The sequence below is a fragment of the Niallia sp. Sow4_A1 genome (assembly GCF_052116745.1).
In the GTDB taxonomy this organism is placed as follows: Bacteria; Bacillota; Bacilli; order Bacillales; family Cytobacillaceae; genus Niallia; species Niallia hominis.
The window spans coordinates 43,502-64,789 of the sequence record NZ_JBQKKM010000028.1 but is presented as its reverse complement, the minus strand read 5'-3'; the positions used below and the strand labels follow the sequence as shown (position 1 = coordinate 64,789).

Annotated in this window: 21 protein-coding genes and 2 pseudogenes; 17 read left to right on the top strand and 6 right to left on the bottom strand. The window is 35.2% G+C overall.

All coding sequences use genetic code 11. The annotated features are described in order from the left end of the window. Nucleotides 1-490 precede the first annotated feature (490 nt). Nucleotides 491-1,882, top strand: a complete 1,392-nt coding sequence (locus tag ACTQ5K_RS15820; RefSeq protein WP_231512568.1) for a sensor histidine kinase — start codon at nt 491-493, stop codon at nt 1,880-1,882. Beyond that, a complete protein-coding gene (locus ACTQ5K_RS15815; protein WP_031538405.1) occupies nt 1,879-2,562 on the top strand; it encodes a response regulator transcription factor in 684 nt (227 codons plus the stop codon). Before ACTQ5K_RS15820 ends, ACTQ5K_RS15815 begins: the two co-directional genes overlap by 4 nt. A 450-nt stretch (nt 2,563-3,012) precedes the next feature. On the opposite strand, the gene ACTQ5K_RS15810 is transcribed toward ACTQ5K_RS15815, so the two are convergent. After that, nucleotides 3,013-3,216 carry a DUF2933 domain-containing protein gene (locus tag ACTQ5K_RS15810; protein WP_031538409.1) on the bottom strand — a complete coding sequence of 68 codons (204 nt, stop codon included), beginning with the start codon at nt 3,214-3,216 and terminating at the stop codon, nt 3,013-3,015. Nucleotides 3,217-3,369: 153 nt separating this feature from the next. Here ACTQ5K_RS15810 and ACTQ5K_RS15805 point away from each other — a divergent pair, with 153 nt between their 5' ends. The 3 genes from ACTQ5K_RS15805 (at nt 3,370) to ACTQ5K_RS15795 (ending at nt 4,330) form a co-directional block, all read left to right on the top strand. Then, nucleotides 3,370-3,615, top strand: a complete 246-nt coding sequence (locus ACTQ5K_RS15805; protein WP_031538410.1) for an SHOCT domain-containing protein — start codon at nt 3,370-3,372, stop codon at nt 3,613-3,615. 56 nt (nt 3,616-3,671) lie between these two features. Further along, on the top strand, nt 3,672-4,043 hold the full coding sequence (locus ACTQ5K_RS15800; protein ID WP_035416550.1) for a hypothetical protein: 372 nt from the start codon (nt 3,672-3,674) through the stop codon (nt 4,041-4,043). Between the two features lie 98 nt (nt 4,044-4,141). Then, a complete protein-coding gene (locus ACTQ5K_RS15795) occupies nt 4,142-4,330 on the top strand; it encodes a hypothetical protein (RefSeq protein WP_031538412.1) in 189 nt (62 codons plus the stop codon). Nucleotides 4,331-4,915: 585 nt separating this feature from the next. Here the strand turns inward: ACTQ5K_RS15795 and ACTQ5K_RS15790 are convergent. From ACTQ5K_RS15790 to ACTQ5K_RS15780, 3 genes are read right to left on the bottom strand one after another with little or no spacing between them, the layout of a single operon-like run. Continuing rightward, the gene (locus tag ACTQ5K_RS15790) at nt 4,916-5,239 is read right to left on the bottom strand and encodes a hypothetical protein (protein WP_031538414.1); all 324 of its coding nucleotides are present in this window, start codon (nt 5,237-5,239) and stop codon (nt 4,916-4,918) included. A 36-nt stretch (nt 5,240-5,275) separates the two neighbouring features. Next, the gene (gene istB, locus ACTQ5K_RS15785; protein ID WP_031538415.1) at nt 5,276-6,040 is read right to left on the bottom strand and encodes an IS21-like element helper ATPase IstB; all 765 of its coding nucleotides are present in this window, start codon (nt 6,038-6,040) and stop codon (nt 5,276-5,278) included. Continuing rightward, the gene (locus ACTQ5K_RS15780) at nt 6,037-6,633 is read right to left on the bottom strand and encodes a hypothetical protein (RefSeq protein WP_231512569.1); all 597 of its coding nucleotides are present in this window, start codon (nt 6,631-6,633) and stop codon (nt 6,037-6,039) included. The genes istB and ACTQ5K_RS15780 overlap by 4 nt, the downstream gene beginning before the upstream one ends. Nucleotides 6,634-7,408: 775 nt before the next feature. On the opposite strand from ACTQ5K_RS15780, the pseudogene ACTQ5K_RS15775 reads away from it, so the two are divergent. The 4 genes and pseudogenes from ACTQ5K_RS15775 to ACTQ5K_RS15760 form a co-directional block, all read left to right on the top strand. Further along, nucleotides 7,409-8,194: pseudogene (locus tag ACTQ5K_RS15775) on the top strand (helix-turn-helix domain-containing protein); the annotation flags it as partial. A 114-nt stretch (nt 8,195-8,308) separates the two neighbouring features. Further along, nucleotides 8,309-9,547, top strand: coding sequence for a tyrosine-type recombinase/integrase (locus ACTQ5K_RS15770; RefSeq protein WP_197030893.1), 1,239 nt, complete (start codon nt 8,309-8,311; stop codon nt 9,545-9,547). Next, the gene (locus tag ACTQ5K_RS15765) at nt 9,548-10,513 is read left to right on the top strand and encodes a tyrosine-type recombinase/integrase (RefSeq protein ID WP_031538425.1); all 966 of its coding nucleotides are present in this window, start codon (nt 9,548-9,550) and stop codon (nt 10,511-10,513) included. Then, nucleotides 10,510-11,532: a tyrosine-type recombinase/integrase gene (locus ACTQ5K_RS15760; RefSeq protein ID WP_031538427.1), complete on the top strand. Its 1,023-nt coding sequence runs from the start codon at nt 10,510-10,512 to the stop codon at nt 11,530-11,532. The genes ACTQ5K_RS15765 and ACTQ5K_RS15760 overlap by 4 nt, the downstream gene beginning before the upstream one ends. Before the next feature lie 65 nt (nt 11,533-11,597). Here ACTQ5K_RS15760 and ACTQ5K_RS15755 read toward each other — a convergent pair. Continuing rightward, a pseudogene (locus tag ACTQ5K_RS15755) lies at nt 11,598-12,344 on the bottom strand (IS21/IS408/IS1162 family transposase); the annotation flags it as partial. Nucleotides 12,345-12,591: 247 nt separating this feature from the next. Between ACTQ5K_RS15755 and ACTQ5K_RS15750 the strand changes: the two are divergent. The 8 genes from ACTQ5K_RS15750 to ACTQ5K_RS15715 all read left to right on the top strand — a co-directional run bounded on the left by ACTQ5K_RS15750 (nt 12,592) and on the right by ACTQ5K_RS15715 (nt 20,809). Beyond that, nucleotides 12,592-13,200: a class I SAM-dependent methyltransferase gene (locus ACTQ5K_RS15750; protein WP_031538430.1), complete on the top strand. Its 609-nt coding sequence runs from the start codon at nt 12,592-12,594 to the stop codon at nt 13,198-13,200. 122 nt (nt 13,201-13,322) lie between these two features. Further along, nucleotides 13,323-14,114, top strand: coding sequence for a C39 family peptidase (locus ACTQ5K_RS15745; protein WP_048718796.1), 792 nt, complete (start codon nt 13,323-13,325; stop codon nt 14,112-14,114). Between the two features lie 154 nt (nt 14,115-14,268). Then, the gene (locus ACTQ5K_RS15740; RefSeq protein WP_031538432.1) at nt 14,269-14,901 is read left to right on the top strand and encodes a YdhK family protein; all 633 of its coding nucleotides are present in this window, start codon (nt 14,269-14,271) and stop codon (nt 14,899-14,901) included. 327 nt (nt 14,902-15,228) lie between these two features. Beyond that, a complete protein-coding gene (locus tag ACTQ5K_RS15735; protein WP_031538433.1) occupies nt 15,229-17,352 on the top strand; it encodes a copper-translocating P-type ATPase in 2,124 nt (707 codons plus the stop codon). Between the two features lie 253 nt (nt 17,353-17,605). Further along, nucleotides 17,606-17,950 carry a metal-sensitive transcriptional regulator gene (locus ACTQ5K_RS15730; RefSeq protein ID WP_031538436.1) on the top strand — a complete coding sequence of 115 codons (345 nt, stop codon included), beginning with the start codon at nt 17,606-17,608 and terminating at the stop codon, nt 17,948-17,950. A 14-nt stretch (nt 17,951-17,964) separates the two neighbouring features. Next, the gene (gene copZ, locus ACTQ5K_RS15725) at nt 17,965-18,171 is read left to right on the top strand and encodes a copper chaperone CopZ (RefSeq protein ID WP_031538438.1); all 207 of its coding nucleotides are present in this window, start codon (nt 17,965-17,967) and stop codon (nt 18,169-18,171) included. 79 nt (nt 18,172-18,250) lie between these two features. Further along, on the top strand, nt 18,251-20,665 hold the full coding sequence (locus ACTQ5K_RS15720) for a heavy metal translocating P-type ATPase (protein WP_031538440.1): 2,415 nt from the start codon (nt 18,251-18,253) through the stop codon (nt 20,663-20,665). A 12-nt stretch (nt 20,666-20,677) separates the two neighbouring features. Beyond that, nucleotides 20,678-20,809 (top strand): hypothetical protein, encoded by a 132-nt coding sequence (locus ACTQ5K_RS15715; RefSeq protein ID WP_269320387.1) that lies wholly within the window; start codon nt 20,678-20,680, stop codon nt 20,807-20,809. A 191-nt stretch (nt 20,810-21,000) separates the two neighbouring features. Here ACTQ5K_RS15715 and ACTQ5K_RS15710 read toward each other — a convergent pair whose 3' ends face one another. Continuing rightward, nucleotides 21,001-21,261: a hypothetical protein gene (locus ACTQ5K_RS15710; protein ID WP_231512570.1), complete on the bottom strand. Its 261-nt coding sequence runs from the start codon at nt 21,259-21,261 to the stop codon at nt 21,001-21,003. Nucleotides 21,262-21,288 lie beyond the last annotated feature (27 nt).

The window sequence follows — 21,288 nt, the reverse complement described above, 5'->3', positions numbered from 1 at the left end:
CTTATCAGAAATGGATTCTTTTTTCATTTATCAAGTGAATTAACATTTAACAAAAAAGCTTATTGGAATAACGATTGTAACCAATTAATGATTTTCTATGAATAATTCAGGAATTAATATCTTTTTCATATACTTCACCTCCATTTTGAGAAACTTATATTAAAGAAATTATACAAAAAAAGTTTGTAGAAACATTGCAGAAAAAATGAGTTTTTATTCTAATGAGACTTTTTGCGTCTTATAGTTCTAAAAAAATTGTAAAGCTTGTTTTGAGTTAGTATATTAAAAGAACAGAAATAGAAATGTTTGATCATAAAGGTTCTCTTATTCGTTTTTATTTGAATATGATGTGTAAACTTCATATTTTCTCCATTTTCTTCTTTTATAATTAAGTAAATTATAACTACATCTTTATCTGGAAGAATAATGAAAAAATTAATACCTATTTTAAGACTACTCAAATAGATATTCGAAGGAGTAATCGTTTAAAGTGAAGATTAAAAGTATTTCCTTCAAACTTGGTTTATGGTTTAGTACCATATTTCTTTCGTTGCTTTTAATATTGGGATTTATTTTATATGGTGTTTTTACTAATTTTTTTACTGATTATATCGAACAGGATTTAGTAGCAAAAGGTAATAACCATGCGCAAAATTTAGAGAAACAATTTACTAAATCTACAATTAATCATGCCATTCAAATGGAGCAGGGAGTATCTACTAAAATTCTAATTACCAATAATCAATATCAAATTATATCTTCATCTATTGAACTTGATGAAGATATAATTGATCATATTTTTTTGGACAAACCAATCAGTACAGGACAGGTTATAGAGAATGATTGGAAAAACCATGAGTATATTGTCTCCGTTTCTCCTGTTGGTGAAAATCAAGGATATGTATATATGTACTACCCTTCCTCTATTATTAAGGAAATTATTTTTGTCATGAGTTTATTAAGCTTTATTTCAAGTTTAGGGATAATGTTAGTTGCATTTGGACTCATTGGAATTTTATCGCGGGTATTTACTAAGCCTCTTTTAACAATGAAAGAGGCAACCCTCAAAATGGCTGAAGGAAAGTATAAGCAAAAAGTACCTATTCATGGTAGGGATGAAATTGCTCAACTTGGAAATTCCATTCAAACCTTGGGAGAACAACTCCAATATTATGAAGAAAGTAGAAATGACTTTTTGGCGGCTGTATCACATGAAATTCGAACGCCATTAACCTATATTAAAGGGTATAGTGATGTGTTAAGTAAAGGTATCATAAAAAATAGAGAAGAACAGGAAGAATACTTGCAAATTATTAACAAAGAGACAAATAGGCTTTCTTTTTTAGTAAATGATTTATTTGAGATGAGCAAACTGCAGACAGGAAAGTTTGAATTAACGAAAGAATGGACCTCGATCAATGACATAATGGAAAAAATTATTTCCAATCTGAAGCCCGTTGCAGAGAAAAAAGGATTGGAGTTATGGGGTGAATTGGAAGAGGATTTACCTCTTCTTTATGTAGATATCCGAAGAATGGAACAAGTGTTTTATAACCTTATAGAGAATGGAATTAAGTATACAAATATTGGAGGGATTTCAGTTCGTTCCTTTTCTAAAAGAGATTTGATTGGAATAGAAATAAAAGACACTGGAATAGGTATACCTCAAAATAATCTACCAAGAATTTGGGAACGTTTTTATCGGGTTGATTCTTCCCGTACAAGAAAAACAGGGGGATCCGGATTAGGATTATATGTGGTTAAACAAATCATCGAATCCCATGGTGGAACTATTACCGTAAAAAGTACAGAAAACGAAGGATCCATTTTCACGATATTTTTAACCATTGATCAAGAAAATAAATCTAGGAGAAACCGATGAAGAAAATATTAATTGTAGATGATGAATTTGAAATGAGACAGTTATTGCGAATTTATTTACTTCAGGATAATTATCAAGTAGATGAATCTGACAACGGACAGGATGCTTTTGAAAAAGTGAAAAAAGATGATTATGATCTAATGATCTTAGATGTTATGATGCCCATTATGGATGGTTGGAGGACGCTTGAGGAAGTAAGAAAAATATCAAATATTCCAATTATTATGTTAACTGCTAAGGGATCGATCCAAGATAAGGTCACTGGCTTGTCTAGTGGTGCTGATGATTATTTAGTAAAACCATTTGATGAAGCAGAATTATTAGCACGGGTAAATGCTCTGCTGCGTAGAGCCCATAATCAAGAGGAAAATATGGATCAACATGAAGTATTAAAATATGAAGGAGTTATTTTAAATCTTACAGCTAGAGAAGTTACTTATGAAAATCAAAAGCTTAATCTGACTCCAACTGAGTTTGATCTTTTAGAAATTTTTATTAGACATAGGGGAAAAGCATTATCAAGAGAACAACTAGTGGAACATATTTGGGGGCTTGAGTTTATGGGGGAAGATAGAACGGTAGATGTGCACGTTAAGAATTTACGGCTAAAGCTAAAAGCTTCAGGTATTGATAAATTGTCAATTAAAACCGTTTGGGGTATTGGATATAAAGTGGAATAAGGGTGAGAAAATGAAACGGCTATGGCCAATAATCATATTGAGCTTCTTCATACTAATCGGGATTATTTTTTTACTTTTTGTACTAAAAATGATTTGGTTTACGCCCGGACCAATGGGGATGATGATGGGGCGGCATATGATGGTTAATCATATGTCATTCTGGTTTAGTCAAATATTTTGGATTTTACTTATTATCATAGGAATCATCTTATTGATATATTTAATTATAAGGAAAAATAGGGACAAATATAATTAGTATATTGTTGTTTAATAAAAGTAGATATGCAGAAAAGGATACAATGATCCATCATAGGATTCCTGTATCCTTTTCTGCATATCGATATTTTGCATAACCTTTTCACCGTCTGAACCAAATAATAATTATGGCTACTTCCATGTGCTAAGAAATCCAAAAATACTCTGTCTTTCTATGGGCAACGGATTTTTGATTTATGACTCCTTTTTCACCATGGCTGAAAGAGAGTCGATTTCTTTTCGCAGCTTTTCATTTTCTAATTCTAGGTTTGACATTTTTTTATCCAACACTTCCGAAGAGTGTGAATCGTGACCATGTTGCTTGTGCCCATGACCACCCATACCTTTCATCATGAAAATCATCATAAGTGGGCAAAGCAACAATAATAACCATTCCATTAAAATCACTCCTAATCTTTTTTTAAAATCATACTAAGAAAATAAGGAGATTTTATGGAGAAAATGAAATAAATCATTTAAAAAGCTTCATATTTTCTTCATCTTTTGAAGGTATGTTAAGAGTGTAGATAATAATACAAGGAGGAAATAGTAATGATGGGACCTGGATATTTTGGAGGATTTGGAATGGGAGGTGGGTCATTCATGATGATCATAGTCATTTTGGTTATAGGGGTACTTCTTTATTTGGCATATAACCACAAAAATACTGGAAATGGAAATATGATGGCGGTACAGCCTGCACATAATTTAGAAGCGTTTGAAATAGCAAAATCAAGACTTGCCAGTGGAGAAATTACGGTAGAAGAGTTCGAACAAATCAAGAAATATCTACTATAAAGACGGATGTAAATTTAAAAATTTAACAATCTATTATAAATAAGGAGTGTATGATGATGAAAAAGACTATATTAATTGGAGCTTTGGCTGCAGCATTTATTGTAACGGGAGGAACTGGCTTATATATAGCATCTGCTAAAGATACTCCTGTTAATCAGGCTTCAATGATGCAAGAACTAGGAATTGATTATGATCAAATGGCAAATATGATGGGAACTGGAAATTTGGACGATATGCAAAATTACATGGAAGAACAGGGAGTAGACTTAGATGAGATGAAAAAATTCATGGAAGATGGAAATATTAACTTTGGACAAATGAAGCCATTAATGAGCAAAATGCATCCGAACTTAGATAATAAGGAACTAGAAGAAATGTATAAAAGTATGCATGGAACAGGTGGTGCATCACAAAGTAGTAATTTCTAATAAATAGTTTCAAGTATTTACTAGAAACAGATACGTAGGCCGGTTATTCTTAGCCTACGTATGATATAACATATAAAAATGTCTGGAGGAGGTAAAAAGTGGTTTTATTACTCATTTTAGCTATTGGCTTTTATCTTTATAAAACTGGAGAACTACAAAAAGTACTTAACAAGTTTCAGTTTCGACAAAGTCCAGATACCAATGGAGCAAGAAGAGTACTAGATTTAAGATATGCATCAGGACAAATATCAACAGAAGAATATATCAAACTTAAAAATATTTTATAAATAGTTACAATTTATCATCTATAGGAGAATAAAGGAATGATTGGGTAGGGATTAGGAGTTTCTATTGTAATCCCTATGGTATGTTAAAACTAAGAATATTTTATATAATACAGAATAATAAAAAAGACAATAGAAAGGATCCATATAAATATTAATAGTTTTTTTATATCCATTTTAGTAAATTCTCCTTTTTAATTTCTATAAGAAGGATTTTCTCAAAAAGATATGCAAATATTATTGATAAGATATGGTTTTTTTTATGATTATAAAGAAAACAAATATACTATAAAAAGGAAAACGTTCCTCGTAGAACAGTAATACTATTAAGAAACCACTGTATATTTTTCTTCAAAATTAAATAGAGTTGTATTTTATTTCTGTTATCAATTTTGGAAAGTCCGATAATTTCTATTCTTATGATATAAAGCATCAAAAATATATAGCTGACTTTTATAGTTATAATGGTCTCTATTAAAAATAGTGTAACCGTCAAGTAGTTTTGAACACTTTTTGCTAATTAACTTTGAACACTTTTGTTTAGATTTCCCCATCTTGGCGATAGGATGGGGAGGTATCCTGTTTATTTTAATAAGGTAAAATATCGAGTTGACTCATAAGTTTTGTATTTTCCTCTTCTAATTCATCTACTTGCTGTTTTAAATATTTAATTTCATCTAATAATCTGCTAATCTTTGTCTTATCGTCAATTCCTCTTTCATAGGCTGTTCCTTCCCACCTATAGAAGTCTAGGAAGTTATAAACATCTTCTTCTTCAATCATATAAGTCTCTTTACTTATCTTTCCTTTAAGTTTCCCTTCATCGAGCCATTGCTCTACGTTAGCCCTATCACATTTGATTCCATATGAATGCATAAGATTAGTTGTCTCTTGTACGGTCAATGTATTCAATCTCTTTCATCCTCCAATTTCTAGTTTTGTTTCGATTTAAACAGATTCATTTTCAAAAATAGCAGTCCGGTGTTTAAGCCTGTAGCTGTCATTTTCATTAAGTTGTATGACTTCAACTCGGTGAAGTATCCGATCCAAAATAGCCATGGTAATTCCTTGGTCTCCCATCAATTCACCCCATTCTTCAGGTCCTTTATTAGAGGTTAATATAATAGAACTACGCTCATATAAATGATTTACTAGATGAAAGAACAAATTAGCCTCCCGTTGATCAATAGCCATATACATTAAATCATCAATAATAACTAAATCTGATTCCCTAATTCTTTTAAGCTGGCTTTGAGACTTTTTTATATATTCTTCGGTTTTTAAGAGATGTACTAGTTCACCCATGGTTGAAAAGGTAACTTTATAACCCTTTTGAATGGCCTCTATTCCTAGTCCAATGGAAATATGGGTTTTTCCAGCACCTTGAGGTCCTAATAAAATTAAATTATATTGTTGATCTAACCAATTCAGTTCCCTTAATTGGTTAAGTTGACGAGTACTTAACGATCGTTGTTCTTCAATATGAAATTCATCCAATTTCTTATGATAAGGGAACTTGGCCCACTTTAATCTTCTTTCTATGTTTTTTTCGTCACGTCGCTTTAGCTCGTACATAAGAAGTTCCTGCAGGAACTCTTGATAGGTCCAGGACATTTTTTCTGCGTTACGAAGTATCACAGGTAATTCATTTGCTGTTTCCGTCATTCTCACTTGGCGAAAATACTCCTGTAAGTTATGTACCGTTTGAGTCATTGTAAAACACCACCTAGTATCTTGATATAGTCGTCCATTTCCCTTGTTGCTGCTGTGGCTTTTAATGCGGTGTTGATATGACTATTTTTTGTTCCTTGAATCGAGGAAGGATTCGGGGCTTTTGCTTCTTTTAACCGGGTTAAATGTTGTGCCACATCCCGAAGGTCATTTGCACTCCATAACTGGTCCTTTATACAAACAGCTAAGGATTCGTCTACTACTATTCGATAATGGTTAATGGTGCTTTGAATGACTTGAAGCTGATCACGTATATATCTCTGATAACGGCTTCCTATCTCATATATAAATCTTTCTGCCTTTTCCTGATCTTTAAACTGACGAATCAAGGTTTCCTTATAAGCTTGAATTCCCTTTGAACGATCCCTTGTATGCTGTCTGTTTTTAATTAATTCCCCTTTTCCATGGCATAGGGGATGTCTTGCTAAGACTTCTCCCTGCGTTTCTCTTCTTATCACAAGTTCTTGCTCTTGAATTTCTATATATACCGTATTCTCTCCCCTTGGACGATAAGTCCCCAAGGGTAGAGAATAACGATTAGATTTATATTTTATGACATTGTTGTAAACTGTCACATTAATTCCTCTAAATTGCAGTTATATTTTTCAAATTCTTACAGACTACTATCTATACTTCTCCTAAGTAATATGCTAAATTTTTTGCATATTCAAAGGGAGGAGTTTTTTTATGATCATTTCTCATGATTTCGGAATAAGTTTGGAGGAATATGCGGCAAGGGGGAAATCGAATGCATTTCCAACATTCAATACTTGTCCAAATTGTAAGTGTGTATCCCAAGGGAACCTTGAAAGAAATGGCTATTATTGGAGGTATGGAATCTCGGAGGATAGAACTTTAAGGATTCCTATATGTCGGCTAAAATGTCTCGGGTGTAGAGTGAGTTTTTCCATTCTCCCAGACCTTTTGATCTCTTATTTTCAACATACCATTCAAACGGTTTTAAACCGGATCAAACAATTTATAGAGAAGAAAAAATCTAACGGCAGTCGACAATTATTAAGGTTTTATCTAATTCGCTTCAGTAGAAAATTACAGTGGATACACAGTTTCTTTATTGATATTGGTTTCAAAGGGGGGATGTCCCCAGATAAAAATAAAGAAACCATAAAATACTTGAAAATGATCCTCGATTTTGGCGAATCAACCTTCTTGCGAAGGTCCTGGGGTCACTTATCAAAATACTTTATGGCAAATTAATTCTACCATATTTGGTGACAATAAAAAATAATAGCCTCCCCACATACCTTTTTCATAGTCAGAAAATATCGAAAAAAGTAGAATGGATATATGGATAACCGGTTGTCCTTCTAATCAAAAGGAGGAAATTCCATGACTGAAAAAGAACGTGAACAAGTGGCTTTATTTCGGTATGGCCTGATTGCCCCTCTTTTAAATGGGCAAGTAGATTCAAAGGAGTATTTTCAAGGACTAGATGGAAAAATTCATTCTATGCCTTATTATGGAGAGCGAAAGATTGCCGAAAAAACAATCAAAGAATGGTTACTTCATTATCGGAGAAATGGTTTTGAAGCATTAAAACCAAAGAAACGAGGAGATCGAGGAAACTCCAGAAGACTGTCTCCTGATGATCAGGATCATATTTTAGAAATAAGAAGAAAATCTCCCCACATGCCTGTTAGTGTTTTCTACGAACAACTAATCAAGCGTGGAGAGATTCAACAAAAGCAAATATCTTACTCTACTATAAATCGATTATTGAAAAAACACAACCTATCAGGAAAACAAATTTTAGCCATTCCTGAAAGAAAAAGATTCGCTCATGAAAAGGTAAATGTCCTTTGGCAGGGGGATTTATCTCATGGTCCTTATGTGCCAATGGACGGAAAAAGAAAGAAAACCTTTCTTATAGCATATATCGATGACTGTTCTAGAATCGTTCCATATGCACAATTTTTTTCAACGGAAAAATTCGATGGTTTAAGAATAGTAACAAAAGAAGCTTTAATACGTAGAGGAAAGCCCACTATCATCTATACGGACAATGGTAAGATCTATCGATCTGAAACACTTCAATATGCATGCGCACAATTGGGAATTACCTTAACGCACACAGCTCCTTTTGATCCCCGTAGCAAGGGTTATGTTAAGATTTTTGTTATGTAAAGAAATAGGCTTCTTTTCAAGGATATCCCTATACTTAATGCCTATTTCTTTACATAATAAATCATCTGTGTTACGAAGTAACCAAACATTTTAGGAGGTTTGGTTATGGATTTTAAAAAGCTCGTTTCCTTGTGCCAAGATGAATTAATTAGCCGTGAATACGGCGGTATGCATTACCTGAAAATCAAAACGGAATGGGATAGGCTACAACAATGGATGAAAGAACATCAACACACGGATTTCTCCGAGTCTATCGGCTTTGCATACTGTGATGAGGTTTTTGGGGATCATATCCTAACGAAAATTGTAAACAAAAAGGATCGGGTAAGACTCAGGGCAGTGCGAATGTTGATTTCTTACCAAAAAGATGGAGATTTTGAATTCCGCACCCCTCGTGTTGAACGAATTTTTGATGGTGAAATTGGTAAAATCATAGAATCATATCTTTCATATGCTAGTAACGTCCTGCATCTATCCGATGAAACGATAAGAAATAAGAAACAGTATTTGTATGAATTTCATATGTTCCTCAACGGGCGTTCATTGGTCCTGGAAGAATTGAATGTAGACATAGTAGAAAACTTTTTCAAATCTATGGATTACTCCCCTGCCTCAAGGCATAACAGCGGATCAACTTTACGGATTTTTCTACGACATGCTTACGATAACGGACTGACAAAAAAGGACTGTTCCATTTTTGTTCTCGCTGATAATTATAAAAAACATTGTAAAATCCCCACAACATACGAAGAACAAGAAATAAGCAGCGTGATTGCTTCCGTGGAGCGTTCATCTTCGATCGGAAAAAGGGATTACCTTATTTTACTTTTAGCTGCGGAATATGGCTGGCGTACAAAGGATATCGTAAGCTTCCGGTTCACTCAGATTGACTGGGATAATAATGTCATTAGTTTTAACCAAAGCAAGACTGATATACCGGTAGAATACCCTCTTCTTTCATCAGTCGGAAATGCCATCATCGATTATCTAAAGCATGGTCGCCCGAAAACGAACGCTGAAGAAATTATTGTAGCCGCTGATACTGTCAAAAAAGGACAGCCGCTTTCCCCACCGACCGTCCACTCCATTGTTTCAAAGTATATGGGCAAGGCGAACATTAAAAATTGGAAGGCAAAGAAGCATGGTGCCCATTCCTTGCGGCATAGTCTTGCGACCAACATGCTAAAAAGAAACGTATCCATGCCCGTCATTAGTACCGTCATGGGGCATCAAAATACAGAAACAACCAAAATTTATCTAGCCGTCGATGTAAAGAAACTGAAGCAATGCCCCCTTCCCATGCCCGAACTGCATTCAGCACATTTTAGATGGGAGGTGCAATGAATGAACACACCAGTATTCCACTCTGTATTTGCCGATGAAATGAATGCCTATCTTGAATATAAAGTGGCTTCGGGCTATAAGGCTATTAGTTTTTGTACCCATCTACGTCATTTTGACAGTTTCTGCATCCGACTAGGGATTAAAGAACCTATATTCACTACAGAAGATGCGGCAAGGTGGCTACAAAAAAAAGATGCTGAAGCCACAACTACACATTATTCTCGGATTAATGGAGTCAAGCATTTTCTTATGTTCCTCTTTCAGAAGGGCTACAATGTATATGTTACCAAGGATATCAAATTTAAACCGACGGAATTCCAACCCTATATTTATACCGAGGATGAAATAAGAAGGTATTTCCACGCAGTGGATACCTACGAATCTTCCCGAAACCGAAAGGCCGCAATCCAATACCCTGTCTTATTCCGCCTGTTGTATTGTTGCGGTACAAGAATCAATGAGACTCTGGGGATACGAAAACAGGATGTGGATTTGGAGAATGGGATTGTCAAGCTGTTTGAAACCAAAAATGATTGCGAGCGCTATATCGTATTGGGGGAAGACCTAAGGGTGCTCGTGAAACAATTTGCGGAAAAGTGCTTTTACTTGCTGGATGACAAAGACTATATTTTCACCACTTCCACCGGAGGTAGAATGAGTGGGGATGCCATATATGAGGCGCACAGGTTATTCCTCCGGCAGGCTGGAATTCCCTATCTTGGGGGAGGGAAGGGGCCTAGAATCCACGACTGGAGGCATACCATGGCCGTATATTCATTCAAGAAGATGGTTGATGCTGGCATGGATATGTATGTCGCTCTTCCAATCCTGTCCACATATTTGGGGCATAAAACAATATTTGCAACAGAACGTTATATCAGGCTAACCATGGGTATTTATCCATATATCGAGGAAAAGTTTAAATCAAAACTAGATAGAGTGTTTTGGGAGGGAACCACGTTATGAAAAAAACCAATTTCGCCTTATATTTGAACAAATATTTTACGGGTTACCTTCCGAACAATTGTGGAAGCACCCCTCAGACGATTGATTCGTACAGATATTCCTTTATCCTTTTCCTAACATATATGCAGGATGAACATCGAATTTCTGCCGATAAGGTAGATGTATCTGACCTTACTCGCAATAATGTGGTTGATTACCTGAACTGGCTTCAGGTAACACGATCAAACGGAATATCGACTAGAAACCAAAGGCAGGCAGCCCTAAACAGCTTCATTCGCTTCCTTATGTACGAATTTCCTGAACACTTAGATGAATACCAAAAAATTCTTGGCATACCGGTCAAGAAGGCACCACAAAAGGAAATTTCTTATCTTAAAACTGATGGCGTAGCGTTATTAATCGAACAAGTAGATTTAAGTCGGCAGAATGGGTTGCGGGATTACCTTATTTTATCCCTTCTGTATACAACTGGAATCCGTGTCAGTGAATTAATAAAAATCCGGATAAAAGATCTGTCGTTACAGGAGCCCTTCACACTATTGGTTCACGGGAAAGGGCAAAAAAGTAGATATGTACCGCTAATGCGCAATACAATCCCTTTTATTCATAAATATCTAGTTCAAAAAAGATACGACAAACCAGAGAAACTAGGTGAATGGCTGTTTAAAAATCACATGAATGAACCTTTCACTAGACAAGGAATTAATTATATCGTAGGAAAATATACAAAAATGGCACGAAGAATTGCCCCAGATATGATTTCTGCAGACTTCAGTCCGCATAAAATGCGACACACAACCGCTATGGGGTTAGTCGAATCGGGTGTGGATTTAATTTATATCCGAGATTTACTTGGACATGTAAGCGTGAAAACGACAGAAATGTATGCAAGGGCGGATGCAATGCATAAAAGACTAGCCATCGAGGCAGCAAGCAAGGAAATCGTGCCTTCAGAAGAAGCCATTTGGGATAATGATTCAAATCTGAAAGACTGGCTTAAGAGTTTCAATCGCAGATAATTATGTAAAGAAATAATGTTAAGGCTTTCGTTGTTAACACCATGTTTGGGGGTCAATCTTTACATAACGGAAGTCTTAACATAACCTTTGCTCTGGGGATCTGCCTTTCTACATAAGTAAATTCGAAATCCTCGATCTTGTTTGTATGCCTGAAATTCACTGGTTAAAATAATGTCACCTGCATTCTCACTTACAGTTATGAGATGGTCTTGGTCATAAACAATTTCCTCCGGCATTCCTCCAAAAAACTGAAACGCTTTTTCGTGGCATCTTATCGTATCCCTCGTTGTAAAAGGACGATCTAACCATTCCACATACTTATAACGAGAATGAGAGAGGACAAAGGTGATAAAGTATAACTTAATATCTTTCTTTTCTGAATTTTTAACAGTAATTTCTCCCCAATCTACTTGAACTTGTTGGCCCTTTGGTAATTCCTCTACAGCCTCATGTGATCGAATACGTACAACTTTAGGTATATGATAGATATCTCTTAACTGACTAACATACAAGCGAACGGTACTACCTCCAACATCCAATGTTGGGTAATGCTCTTTTAACCAATCCTCCACTTGTGCAGAGGAGAGATCAGGATGTTCCTTCAACCAGCTTAGAATATCATCGTGATACTGGTCTAACTTTTTCCTCCTACTTCCTAGAGATGTAATCCAATCTGATGCTTCTTCTAGATTCATATCTAAGTATTTATAAACGGTGTTTCTAGAAATCTCTAATTTTTTTGCAATGGCTGCTACTTTAAATCCCTGTTTCTTTAATTGATGTATTTCCACAAACAATAGTAACTTTTCCACCTTTCTTACCCTCCAGCTATAACAAACGATAGTAAATCTATCATATCTCAGCTGAGGAATATTTTGGTAAAAAATGTTCAATCTTATTTAGCAGAAACTGTTGATTATAGTTTAGCAGTTACAAATAGGGGCTATTTTTATAAAAAAAATTGATATCAGCTGAATTTTATAGATGAAAATTCATTGTTTTTTCATATTAATGTGGGAAACTATTTTTAAGTCTAAAAATAGAATTGGGTGAACATTGTTGGATAAAGATGATGTAATTAAAAAACGATACAATAGGATCTCCGGTATATATGATGTAATGGATAAAATGATTAAAGAAGAATGGCGGTTTAATTTACTATCAAATGTATCTGGAAAAGTACTTGAAGTAGGAATAGGTACCGGTGCCAATTTATATTATTATCCTAATAATATTCAGTCCTTAACAGGTGTTGATTTTAGTAATGGGATGTTAAAATACGCTAGGGAAAAAGTATCAAAAGGAGATTTTTTGTTTCCGATAGAATTAGTGGAAGCGGATATACAATCTTTACCATACCCTGATAATACGTTTGATTCTATTGTCTCTACTTGTGTATTTTGTTCCGTACCAGACCCGATGATTGGTTTGAAGGAGTTAAAAAGGGTATGTAAACCAACTGGTCGTATCTTAATGTTAGAGCATATGAGGAGTGAAAATAAGTTAGTAGGTTTAGTAATGGATATGTTGAACCCTTTAACAGTGCGACTTTGGGGAGCTAACATAAATAGAGAAACACTTAAAACAATCGAACAATCAGGTCTTAAAGTTGAAGAAAATATACCTTTAATGAAATCTATTATGAAACAAATATTTGTACGTCCATAAAAATTATCTTCTCAAAAGAGGATACAGTGTTTGTAAATATGTATTAGCAAATCAAATGTACTTTAAAACGAGTGAATAGTTTTAAATAACCTTTACTTTTTCTAAAAGGAATGAAATGTAGCTTGAAGAAGAAAATAGCTTTAATTTCTTTAGTCTTAATCATTTTAATAGAATTCTATATTCTTGTATTTATTGTGGATGACGCAAAAAGTACTTTAGTAAAATCAACTGAAGAGCATTACTTTAACAAAAAAAATGATAAGAATGATCCTCTAAAAATAGATGATAAAAATAATGAGAAAGCTGAAGTATTTTTACCAGTTGATACTATTCTGCAAATACCTGAATTGCCAAATGGATGTGAAATAACGTCCGTTACATCTCTTCTTACCTTTTATAATTATGATGTCACTAAAACGGAGATGTCTGATAAATACTTACCTAAGCAACCTTTTCATAGGACAAATAATAAATTATACGGTTCCAATCCATATGCAGCATATGCTGGAGATCCGAGAGATAATAATGGCTTTTTTACATTTGCTCCACCTATTGTGGAAGCAGCAAACCGCTATATCACAGAAGTTGGTGGGGAAGATTTGGCGAAGGATATTAGCGGTAGTTCAAGAGAAACAATTATGGAGTATGTAGATCAAGGTATTCCCGTTGTCGTATGGATGACCCGAGATTTAAGTCCTCCAAAAATAGAATATTCCTGGTACTTACATGAAACAGAGGAAATTTTTAATGCTCTTATTAATTTACATTCTGTTGTATTAAACGGATATAACGATAAAGAAGTGTTTGTAATGGATCCTTTAAAGGGGCAAACGACATATAATGCTGATTTATTTTTTGAAAGTTATTCTTCTTTAGGTAGCCATGCGATGACTATTGTTAAGAAATCTAAATGAACGGCAGTCTTTTATTTTAAAGTATCTATTTATGTATTACATTCAATTGCTTATCATGCATTTCCCTATCTTTTATAAGTCATCAATGAGTTAAATGGACAAGATTTGTGAATTTTTGGGCATACTTGTAATGAAATAAAGGAGGAATGAGAAAATGAAGAAAACAAATAAAAAATCGATATTATACATCCTACTTGCTTCTTTAATATTAGTATTAGGTGCATGTGCAAACACAGATGATAAAGCGCAACCTGTTGAAGAAGAAACAGGAAATCAAGAAACGACAACTAACGATAATGAAAATCCGGAAAAAGATACTGATGAAGAGATGGAGGAAATGGACCATTCTTATATGAATCACTCTGGTTCTGGTGAAGTTCCAGAAGGATTGAAAGAAGCGAAAAAACCAACATACCCTGTTGGAAGTAAAGCAATTATTCAATCTGATCATATGAAAGGGATGAAAAGTGCAGAAGCAACTATAGTAGGTGCTTATGACACTACTGTTTATACGGTATCCTATACTCCTACAACGGGTGGAGAAAGAGTGGAAGACCATAAATGGGTTATTCATGAAGAGTTAGTCAATCCAGGGAAAGCCCCTTTAGAGCCTGGAGCAGAAGCAAAAACAGAGGCAGACCATATGGAAGGAATGGCGGGTGCAACCCTTGAAATAGACTCAGCTGAACAAACGACTGTTTATATGGTTGATTTTACAACAACTACAGGTGAAGAGGTTAAAAACCATAAATGGGTAACCGAAAGTGAATTATCACCTGTTAAATAAACTTGCATCCTACTAAGTCCATCAAAGAGCTAATTCTTAAAAGAATTAGCTCTTTGTGTGTGTCAGTGTACGAACAATATTTTGTTTGAAACGACACTTTACATAAGGTACCAGGGTATACTATAATTAAATCGAAGAGGTATAAGAATAAAACTTATTAGTAAAAGATTTATTGTCGGAAAAAATCCCAACTTTTGTTTAAGAGAACGAAAGAGTCACAACTAGATAATCAGTTATTAATAAACGTCACTAAGAATATGTAAAAGTAATAATGCATATGAGAGTGGAATCTTTTAGGGGAAAATATTTAAAGGAGATGGGCTAACTATGGAAAAGCAAAATAAACCAGAAAATAAAAACATTCATGAACATCACAATCACATTAATCATACCCACCATGAACATAGTATGCATGAAGGACATGAACATCACAATCATAGTGACCAAGTTCAACATAATCATAGTGCACATGAAGGACATAATCATAGCAACCATGGAGGACATTCTGGTCACCACGAACACATGGTAGGGGACTTTAAAAAACGCTTTTGGATATCATTAGTTTTAGCAATACCTATTTCATACTTGTCACCAATGATTGAAATGCTATTTGGTTATGATGTGAATTTTACTGGTGATACATTATTACTGTTTTTACTTTCAACCATAGTCTTTTTGTACGGTGGAAAACCATTTTTACTCGGTGCTTGGAGTGAATTGAAAGAAAGAGCACCTGGAATGATGCTATTAATCTCACTAGCCATCGTAACAGCTTATGTATATAGCACATTAACCGCCTTCTTTATTGAAGGTAGTGACTTTTACTTTGAATTAGCTACTTTAATCGTCATTATGCTTCTCGGACATTGGATTGAAATGAAATCCATTATGGGTGCTTCAAAGGCATTGGAAGAGTTAATTAAGTTGATGCCAAAAGAAGCACATAAAATTGATGCATCGGGAAACATTGTGGAGGTTAGTGTAGAAGATCTACAACCGGGGGATCAGATCCTCGTTAAACCAGGAGAAAAGATCCCACTTGATGGAAAAGTCTTTGAAGGAAAATCAACCGTTGATGAATCCATGTTAACAGGTGAATCCGTACCTGTAGAAAAAAGCACGGGTATGGAAGCAATTGGCGGAGCGGTTAATGGTGAAGGTGTACTGAAAATCAAAGTAAGTAAAACCGGTAATGAAACTTATTTAGCGCAAGTAATTAAGTTAGTTAGTGATGCAGAAAAGACTAAATCGAAGGCCCAGGGATTTGCGGATATCGCTGCTAAATGGCTATTTTATGTGGCAATTGTTGTAGGTGTCATAACCTTCGCCTACTGGTTGACAACAGGTGAACTAGATTTTGCTTTAGAAAGAATGGTTACTGTCTTGATTATTGCTTGTCCACATGCGCTTGGCCTTGCTACTCCGTTGGTTACTGCAAGATCTACATCCATTGCTGCTAGAAAAGGTTTGTTAATACGTAATCGTACCTCTTTTGAAAGTGCGTTTAAACTAGATCGTATCGTTTTTGATAAAACTGGTACCTTAACAGAAGGGAACTTCGGTGTGACAGATATTATTCCAAGTAATAGAGTAAGTGAAGATGAATTATTTAGATTGGCCTATTCAGTTGAAATTCAATCTGAACACCCAATTGCTAAAGGAATTGTAAAAGAGGGGAAGGAACGAAAGATAGAGCCTTATAATGTTAAAGATTATCAAAACTTAACAGGAAAAGGACTAGTTGCAAAAGTAAATGATACAGAAATTGCAGTGGTTAGTCCGGGTACGATGAGAGCGAATAAAATTGCGTTTGATGAGAGTATGTACGAGAAACTTGCAAAGCAAGGTAAAACAGTTGTTTTCGTCTTAAAAGATGATGTGTTACAAGGAATGATTGCTTTAGCAGATATTATCAGAGAATCTTCTTTTAGAGTCATTAAAGAATTGAATGAACGTGGGATTGAAACGATCATGATGACTGGGGATAATAGTAGAGTGGCCAATTATGTGGGTGAAAAGCTTGGACTTTCGAAGGTAATTGCTGAGGTTTTACCACATGAAAAATCAGATAATGTAAAAGGTCTAAAACAAGGTGGAAAAAAAGTCGCGATGATTGGAGATGGTGTTAACGATGCTCCTGCCTTAGCTGAGGCTGATGTAGGAATCGCCATTGGTGCAGGTACAGACGTGGCAATTGAAACTGCTGATGTCGTACTAGTGAATAGCAATCCAGAAGATATCTTAAACATCATTAAGTTGTCAAAAGCTAGTCATAGAAAAATGTTTCAAAACTTAGGATGGGCTGCGGGATATAATATAATCGCCATTCCCTTAGCTGCAGGTGTCTTGTTCAGTGTAGGTATAGTCATAACACCAGCTATTGGAGCAGTGGTTATGTCACTAAGTACTATTATTTGTGCAATTAATGCACAATTATTGAAGATTGACTAAGTGTGGTAAATTCAGATCTCATGGCACATCAAGTAGATATAAACGCTTGTTGTGCCATTTCTTTCGTCAAACTATCGATTTTTACCTTAATGAATTGTTTCAAAGTTTTCAGTATTAAATCCTAAAATAAAACAAATCTTATCCTTATACAATTAACTAGAGGAATGGAATTATGCGTTTTTCTTTTTCATGAAAAGGACCCTTTACATAGGGTACATGGGTATGCTATATTTTAATCGAGGAGGGAAGTAAAATGGAACCTGAATTAGAAAATGAAAAAACTTTAGAGGAGGATAGCTGCTGCTCCCATCCACATGGGCGAATGAGCCATCACTCTGAAAATACGAAAAAAAACCTTATAACCCGATTGAACCGGATTGAAGGTCAGATTCGGGGCATAAAAAGATTAATTGAGTGTGATACTTATTGTGACGATGTTATTACACAAATAGCTGCATCTCAAGCAGCGCTTAATGGTGTAGCAAAGTTACTTCTTGAAGCACATATGAAAGATTGTGTTGTAAATAGAATTCAAGAAGGTGACATGGAAGTTTTAGATGAGGTATTAGTTACTATACAAAAATTAATGAAAAAGTAAGGGAGAAGATAAATATGGAAAAAGTAACTCTAAATGTAGAAGGTATGTCATGTGGACATTGTGTAAAAGCAGTTGAGGGCAGTGTTGGTGCTCTTAGTGGGGTTTCAAATGTTAAAGTGGATTTAGAAAACAAAAAAGTAGATGTGGAATTCAACCAAGCTGAAGTATCATTAGATAAAATCAAAGAAACAATTGATGATCAAGGTTACGATGTGAAGTAATGGAGTATGGGCCGTGCTTAATATAAGCACGCTCTCTTTTTTATTGAAATATACCCTAGGTAGGTATGAGGTGATGGGAATGAGTGAAAAAGTGATTGAAAATCAATTCCAAATTACGGGCATGACTTGTGCAGCATGCGCAACAAGGATTGAAAAAGGATTGAATAAAATGGACGGAGTCAAAGAGGCAAACGTAAACCTTGCGTTAGAAAAAGCAATGGTCCAGTTTGACCCTGAGGTGATGAGTCCTTCAGATATAACGAAAAAGGTAAGAGATCTCGGATATGATGTCGTTACGGATAAAAAAGAATTGGTACTTACTGGTATGACCTGTGCAGCGTGTGCAACCAGAATTGAAAAAGGGCTTAATAAAATGGATGGAGTTCTTCAAGCTAATGTCAATTTAGCGCTTGAAAAGGCATCTGTAGAATTAAATCCATCGTCTGTTACGACAAAGGATTTAATTCAAAGGGTTGAAAGTTTGGGCTATGGTGCAATGGTAAAAAGCGATGAAAATGAAAAAGAAGCCGTTGATTACCGACAAAAAGAGATTGAGAAACAGCAAGGGAAATTTCTATTTTCGGCTATTCTTTCCATTCCACTTCTATGGGCAATGTTTGGACACTTTAGTTTTACTTCCGATCTTTATGTCCCAGAGGCACTTATGAATCCTTGGGTGCAAATGGCCTTAGCAACACCTGTACAATTTATTATTGGTAAACAATTTTATGTAGGTGCATACAAAGCACTTAAAAATAAGAGTGCCAACATGGATGTATTAGTTGCCCTTGGTACATCAGCTGCTTACTTTTATAGTGTATATTTATCGGTACAAACAATTGGAAATAATGCTCACTCTGTAGGTCTTTATTTTGAAACAAGTGCTATTTTAATTACATTAATTATTCTAGGTAAATTATTTGAAGCAAAAGCAAAAGGCCGTTCATCTGAAGCGATTAAGAAATTAATGGGATTACAGGCTAAAACTGCGACAGTTATTCGTAATGGTGAGGAAACAATTATTCCTTTGGAAGATGTTGTGACCGGCGATATATTATTAGTGAAACCGGGCGAGAAAGTTCCAGTTGATGGAGAAGTGCTAGAAGGAACATCAGCCCTTGATGAATCGATGATCACAGGTGAAAGTGTTCCCGTTGATAAAACAGTTGGAGACATTGTGATTGGAGCAACCATCAATAAAAATGGATTTTTAAAAATTAAAGCTACAAAAGTGGGAAAAGAAACAGCTTTATCCCAAATTATTAAAATTGTGGAAGAAGCACAAGGATCAAAAGCTCCTATTCAACGTATGGCAGATACCATTTCAGGGATATTTGTACCGATTGTTGTAGGTATTGCTGTTATTACATTTATTATTTGGTATTTCTGGGCAGATCCAGGAAACTTTGCCTCCGCTCTAGAAAAATTAATTGCGGTTCTTGTTATTGCTTGTCCATGCGCACTTGGTCTTGCAACACCAACATCTATTATGGCTGGTTCCGGGCGCGCTGCCGAATACGGGATTCTCTTTAAGGGTGGAGAACATCTTGAGATGACGCACAAAGTAAATACGGTTATTTTAGATAAAACAGGAACGATTACTAATGGTGCACCCGTTCTAACAGATGTATTAACTGAAAAGAACGAGGAAGAGTTCTTATCCCTTGTAGGATCGGCTGAAAAACAATCTGAACACCCTCTTGCACAAGCAATTGTGGAAGGGATTAAAGAGAAATCAATCGGGTTAAAAGAGGTTTCTGATTTTGAAAATATTCCTGGATATGGGATCAAAGCAATTGTTGATGGAAAAGAAGTTCTAGTAGGCACTCGCCGCCTTATGAAAAAATACAATGTCGAGATTAATGATGTATTAGAAAAGATGGAAGGTCTGGAGAAACAAGGGAAAACAGCTATGTTAGCTGCAGTAGATAGATCCTATGCAGGGCTTGTAGCTGTGGCAGATACCATTAAAGAAACATCAACGAGTGCAATTAAACGGATGAAAGATATGGGCCTTGAAGTTATCATGATTACTGGTGACAATAAACAAACGGCTAGTGCCATTGCTAAACAAGCTGGTGTAGACCATGTTATAGCTGAAGTGTTGCCAGAAGGTAAGGCTGATGAAGTGAAGAAACTTCAAGAGCAAGGTAAAAAAGTAGCAATGGTTGGGGACGGTATTAACGATGCTCCTGCTCTTGCAACTGCGGATATCGGCATGGCAATTGGAACAGGTACAGATGTAGCAATGGAAGCCGCAGATATTACATTGATTCGTGGAGATTTGAATAGTATCCCTGATTCCATTCTAATGAGTCATAAAACGATGAGAAATATTAAGCAGAACCTTTTCTGGGCACTGGCTTATAACACGATTGGTATTCCAATAGCTGCTATTGGATTTTTAGCTCCATGGCTTGCTGGTGCAGCGATGGCATTCAGCTCAGTGTCTGTTGTGCTAAATGCACTTCGTTTGCAAAAAGTAAAACTATAAGGGTGATGTTTAATGAAGAAATGGGTGTTAACAGCTCTTGCTTATTTAATAGTTGTTGTAGGTTCTTATTATGTGTATACGGCGATTGCGAGTCCTCCTGTAGAAGAAGAGCAGCATACAGATACGGAACAACATAACGAATAGATATTAGATTTCTATTTACTAATAATAATGGTCTCTATTAAAAATAGGGACCAACACCAAAAGGATTGGAATTAACCAATCCTTTTAGTTATATATGAAAAAAGGGAAAACTGAGATCATAGGACGAAAAAATGAAGTGTCTTTATAGAACTCTAACAAGTTAACGTCTAAACATAAGATTTGCCTTTAAACTAAAGATTATTCATCATATTTTCAGTACTTGTTGTATTTTTTTCTAAATTACCATCTTCTCCATGACATGAATTGTACATCTGCTTTAATTCTTTAGTAGAAAGATCAGGATGAACCTCTTTCATGTGTGGTAACAATTGTCCAAAATTGAATTTTCCTCCGCCATTACCATCTTCATTGGTTTGCGCAAAAGCATAAGTTCCTGCACTACCTAAAAGAATGGCTCCAGTTAAAATTCCAACCACTAACTTTTTTTTCAACTTATTCATCTCCTTTCTTGATTCAAT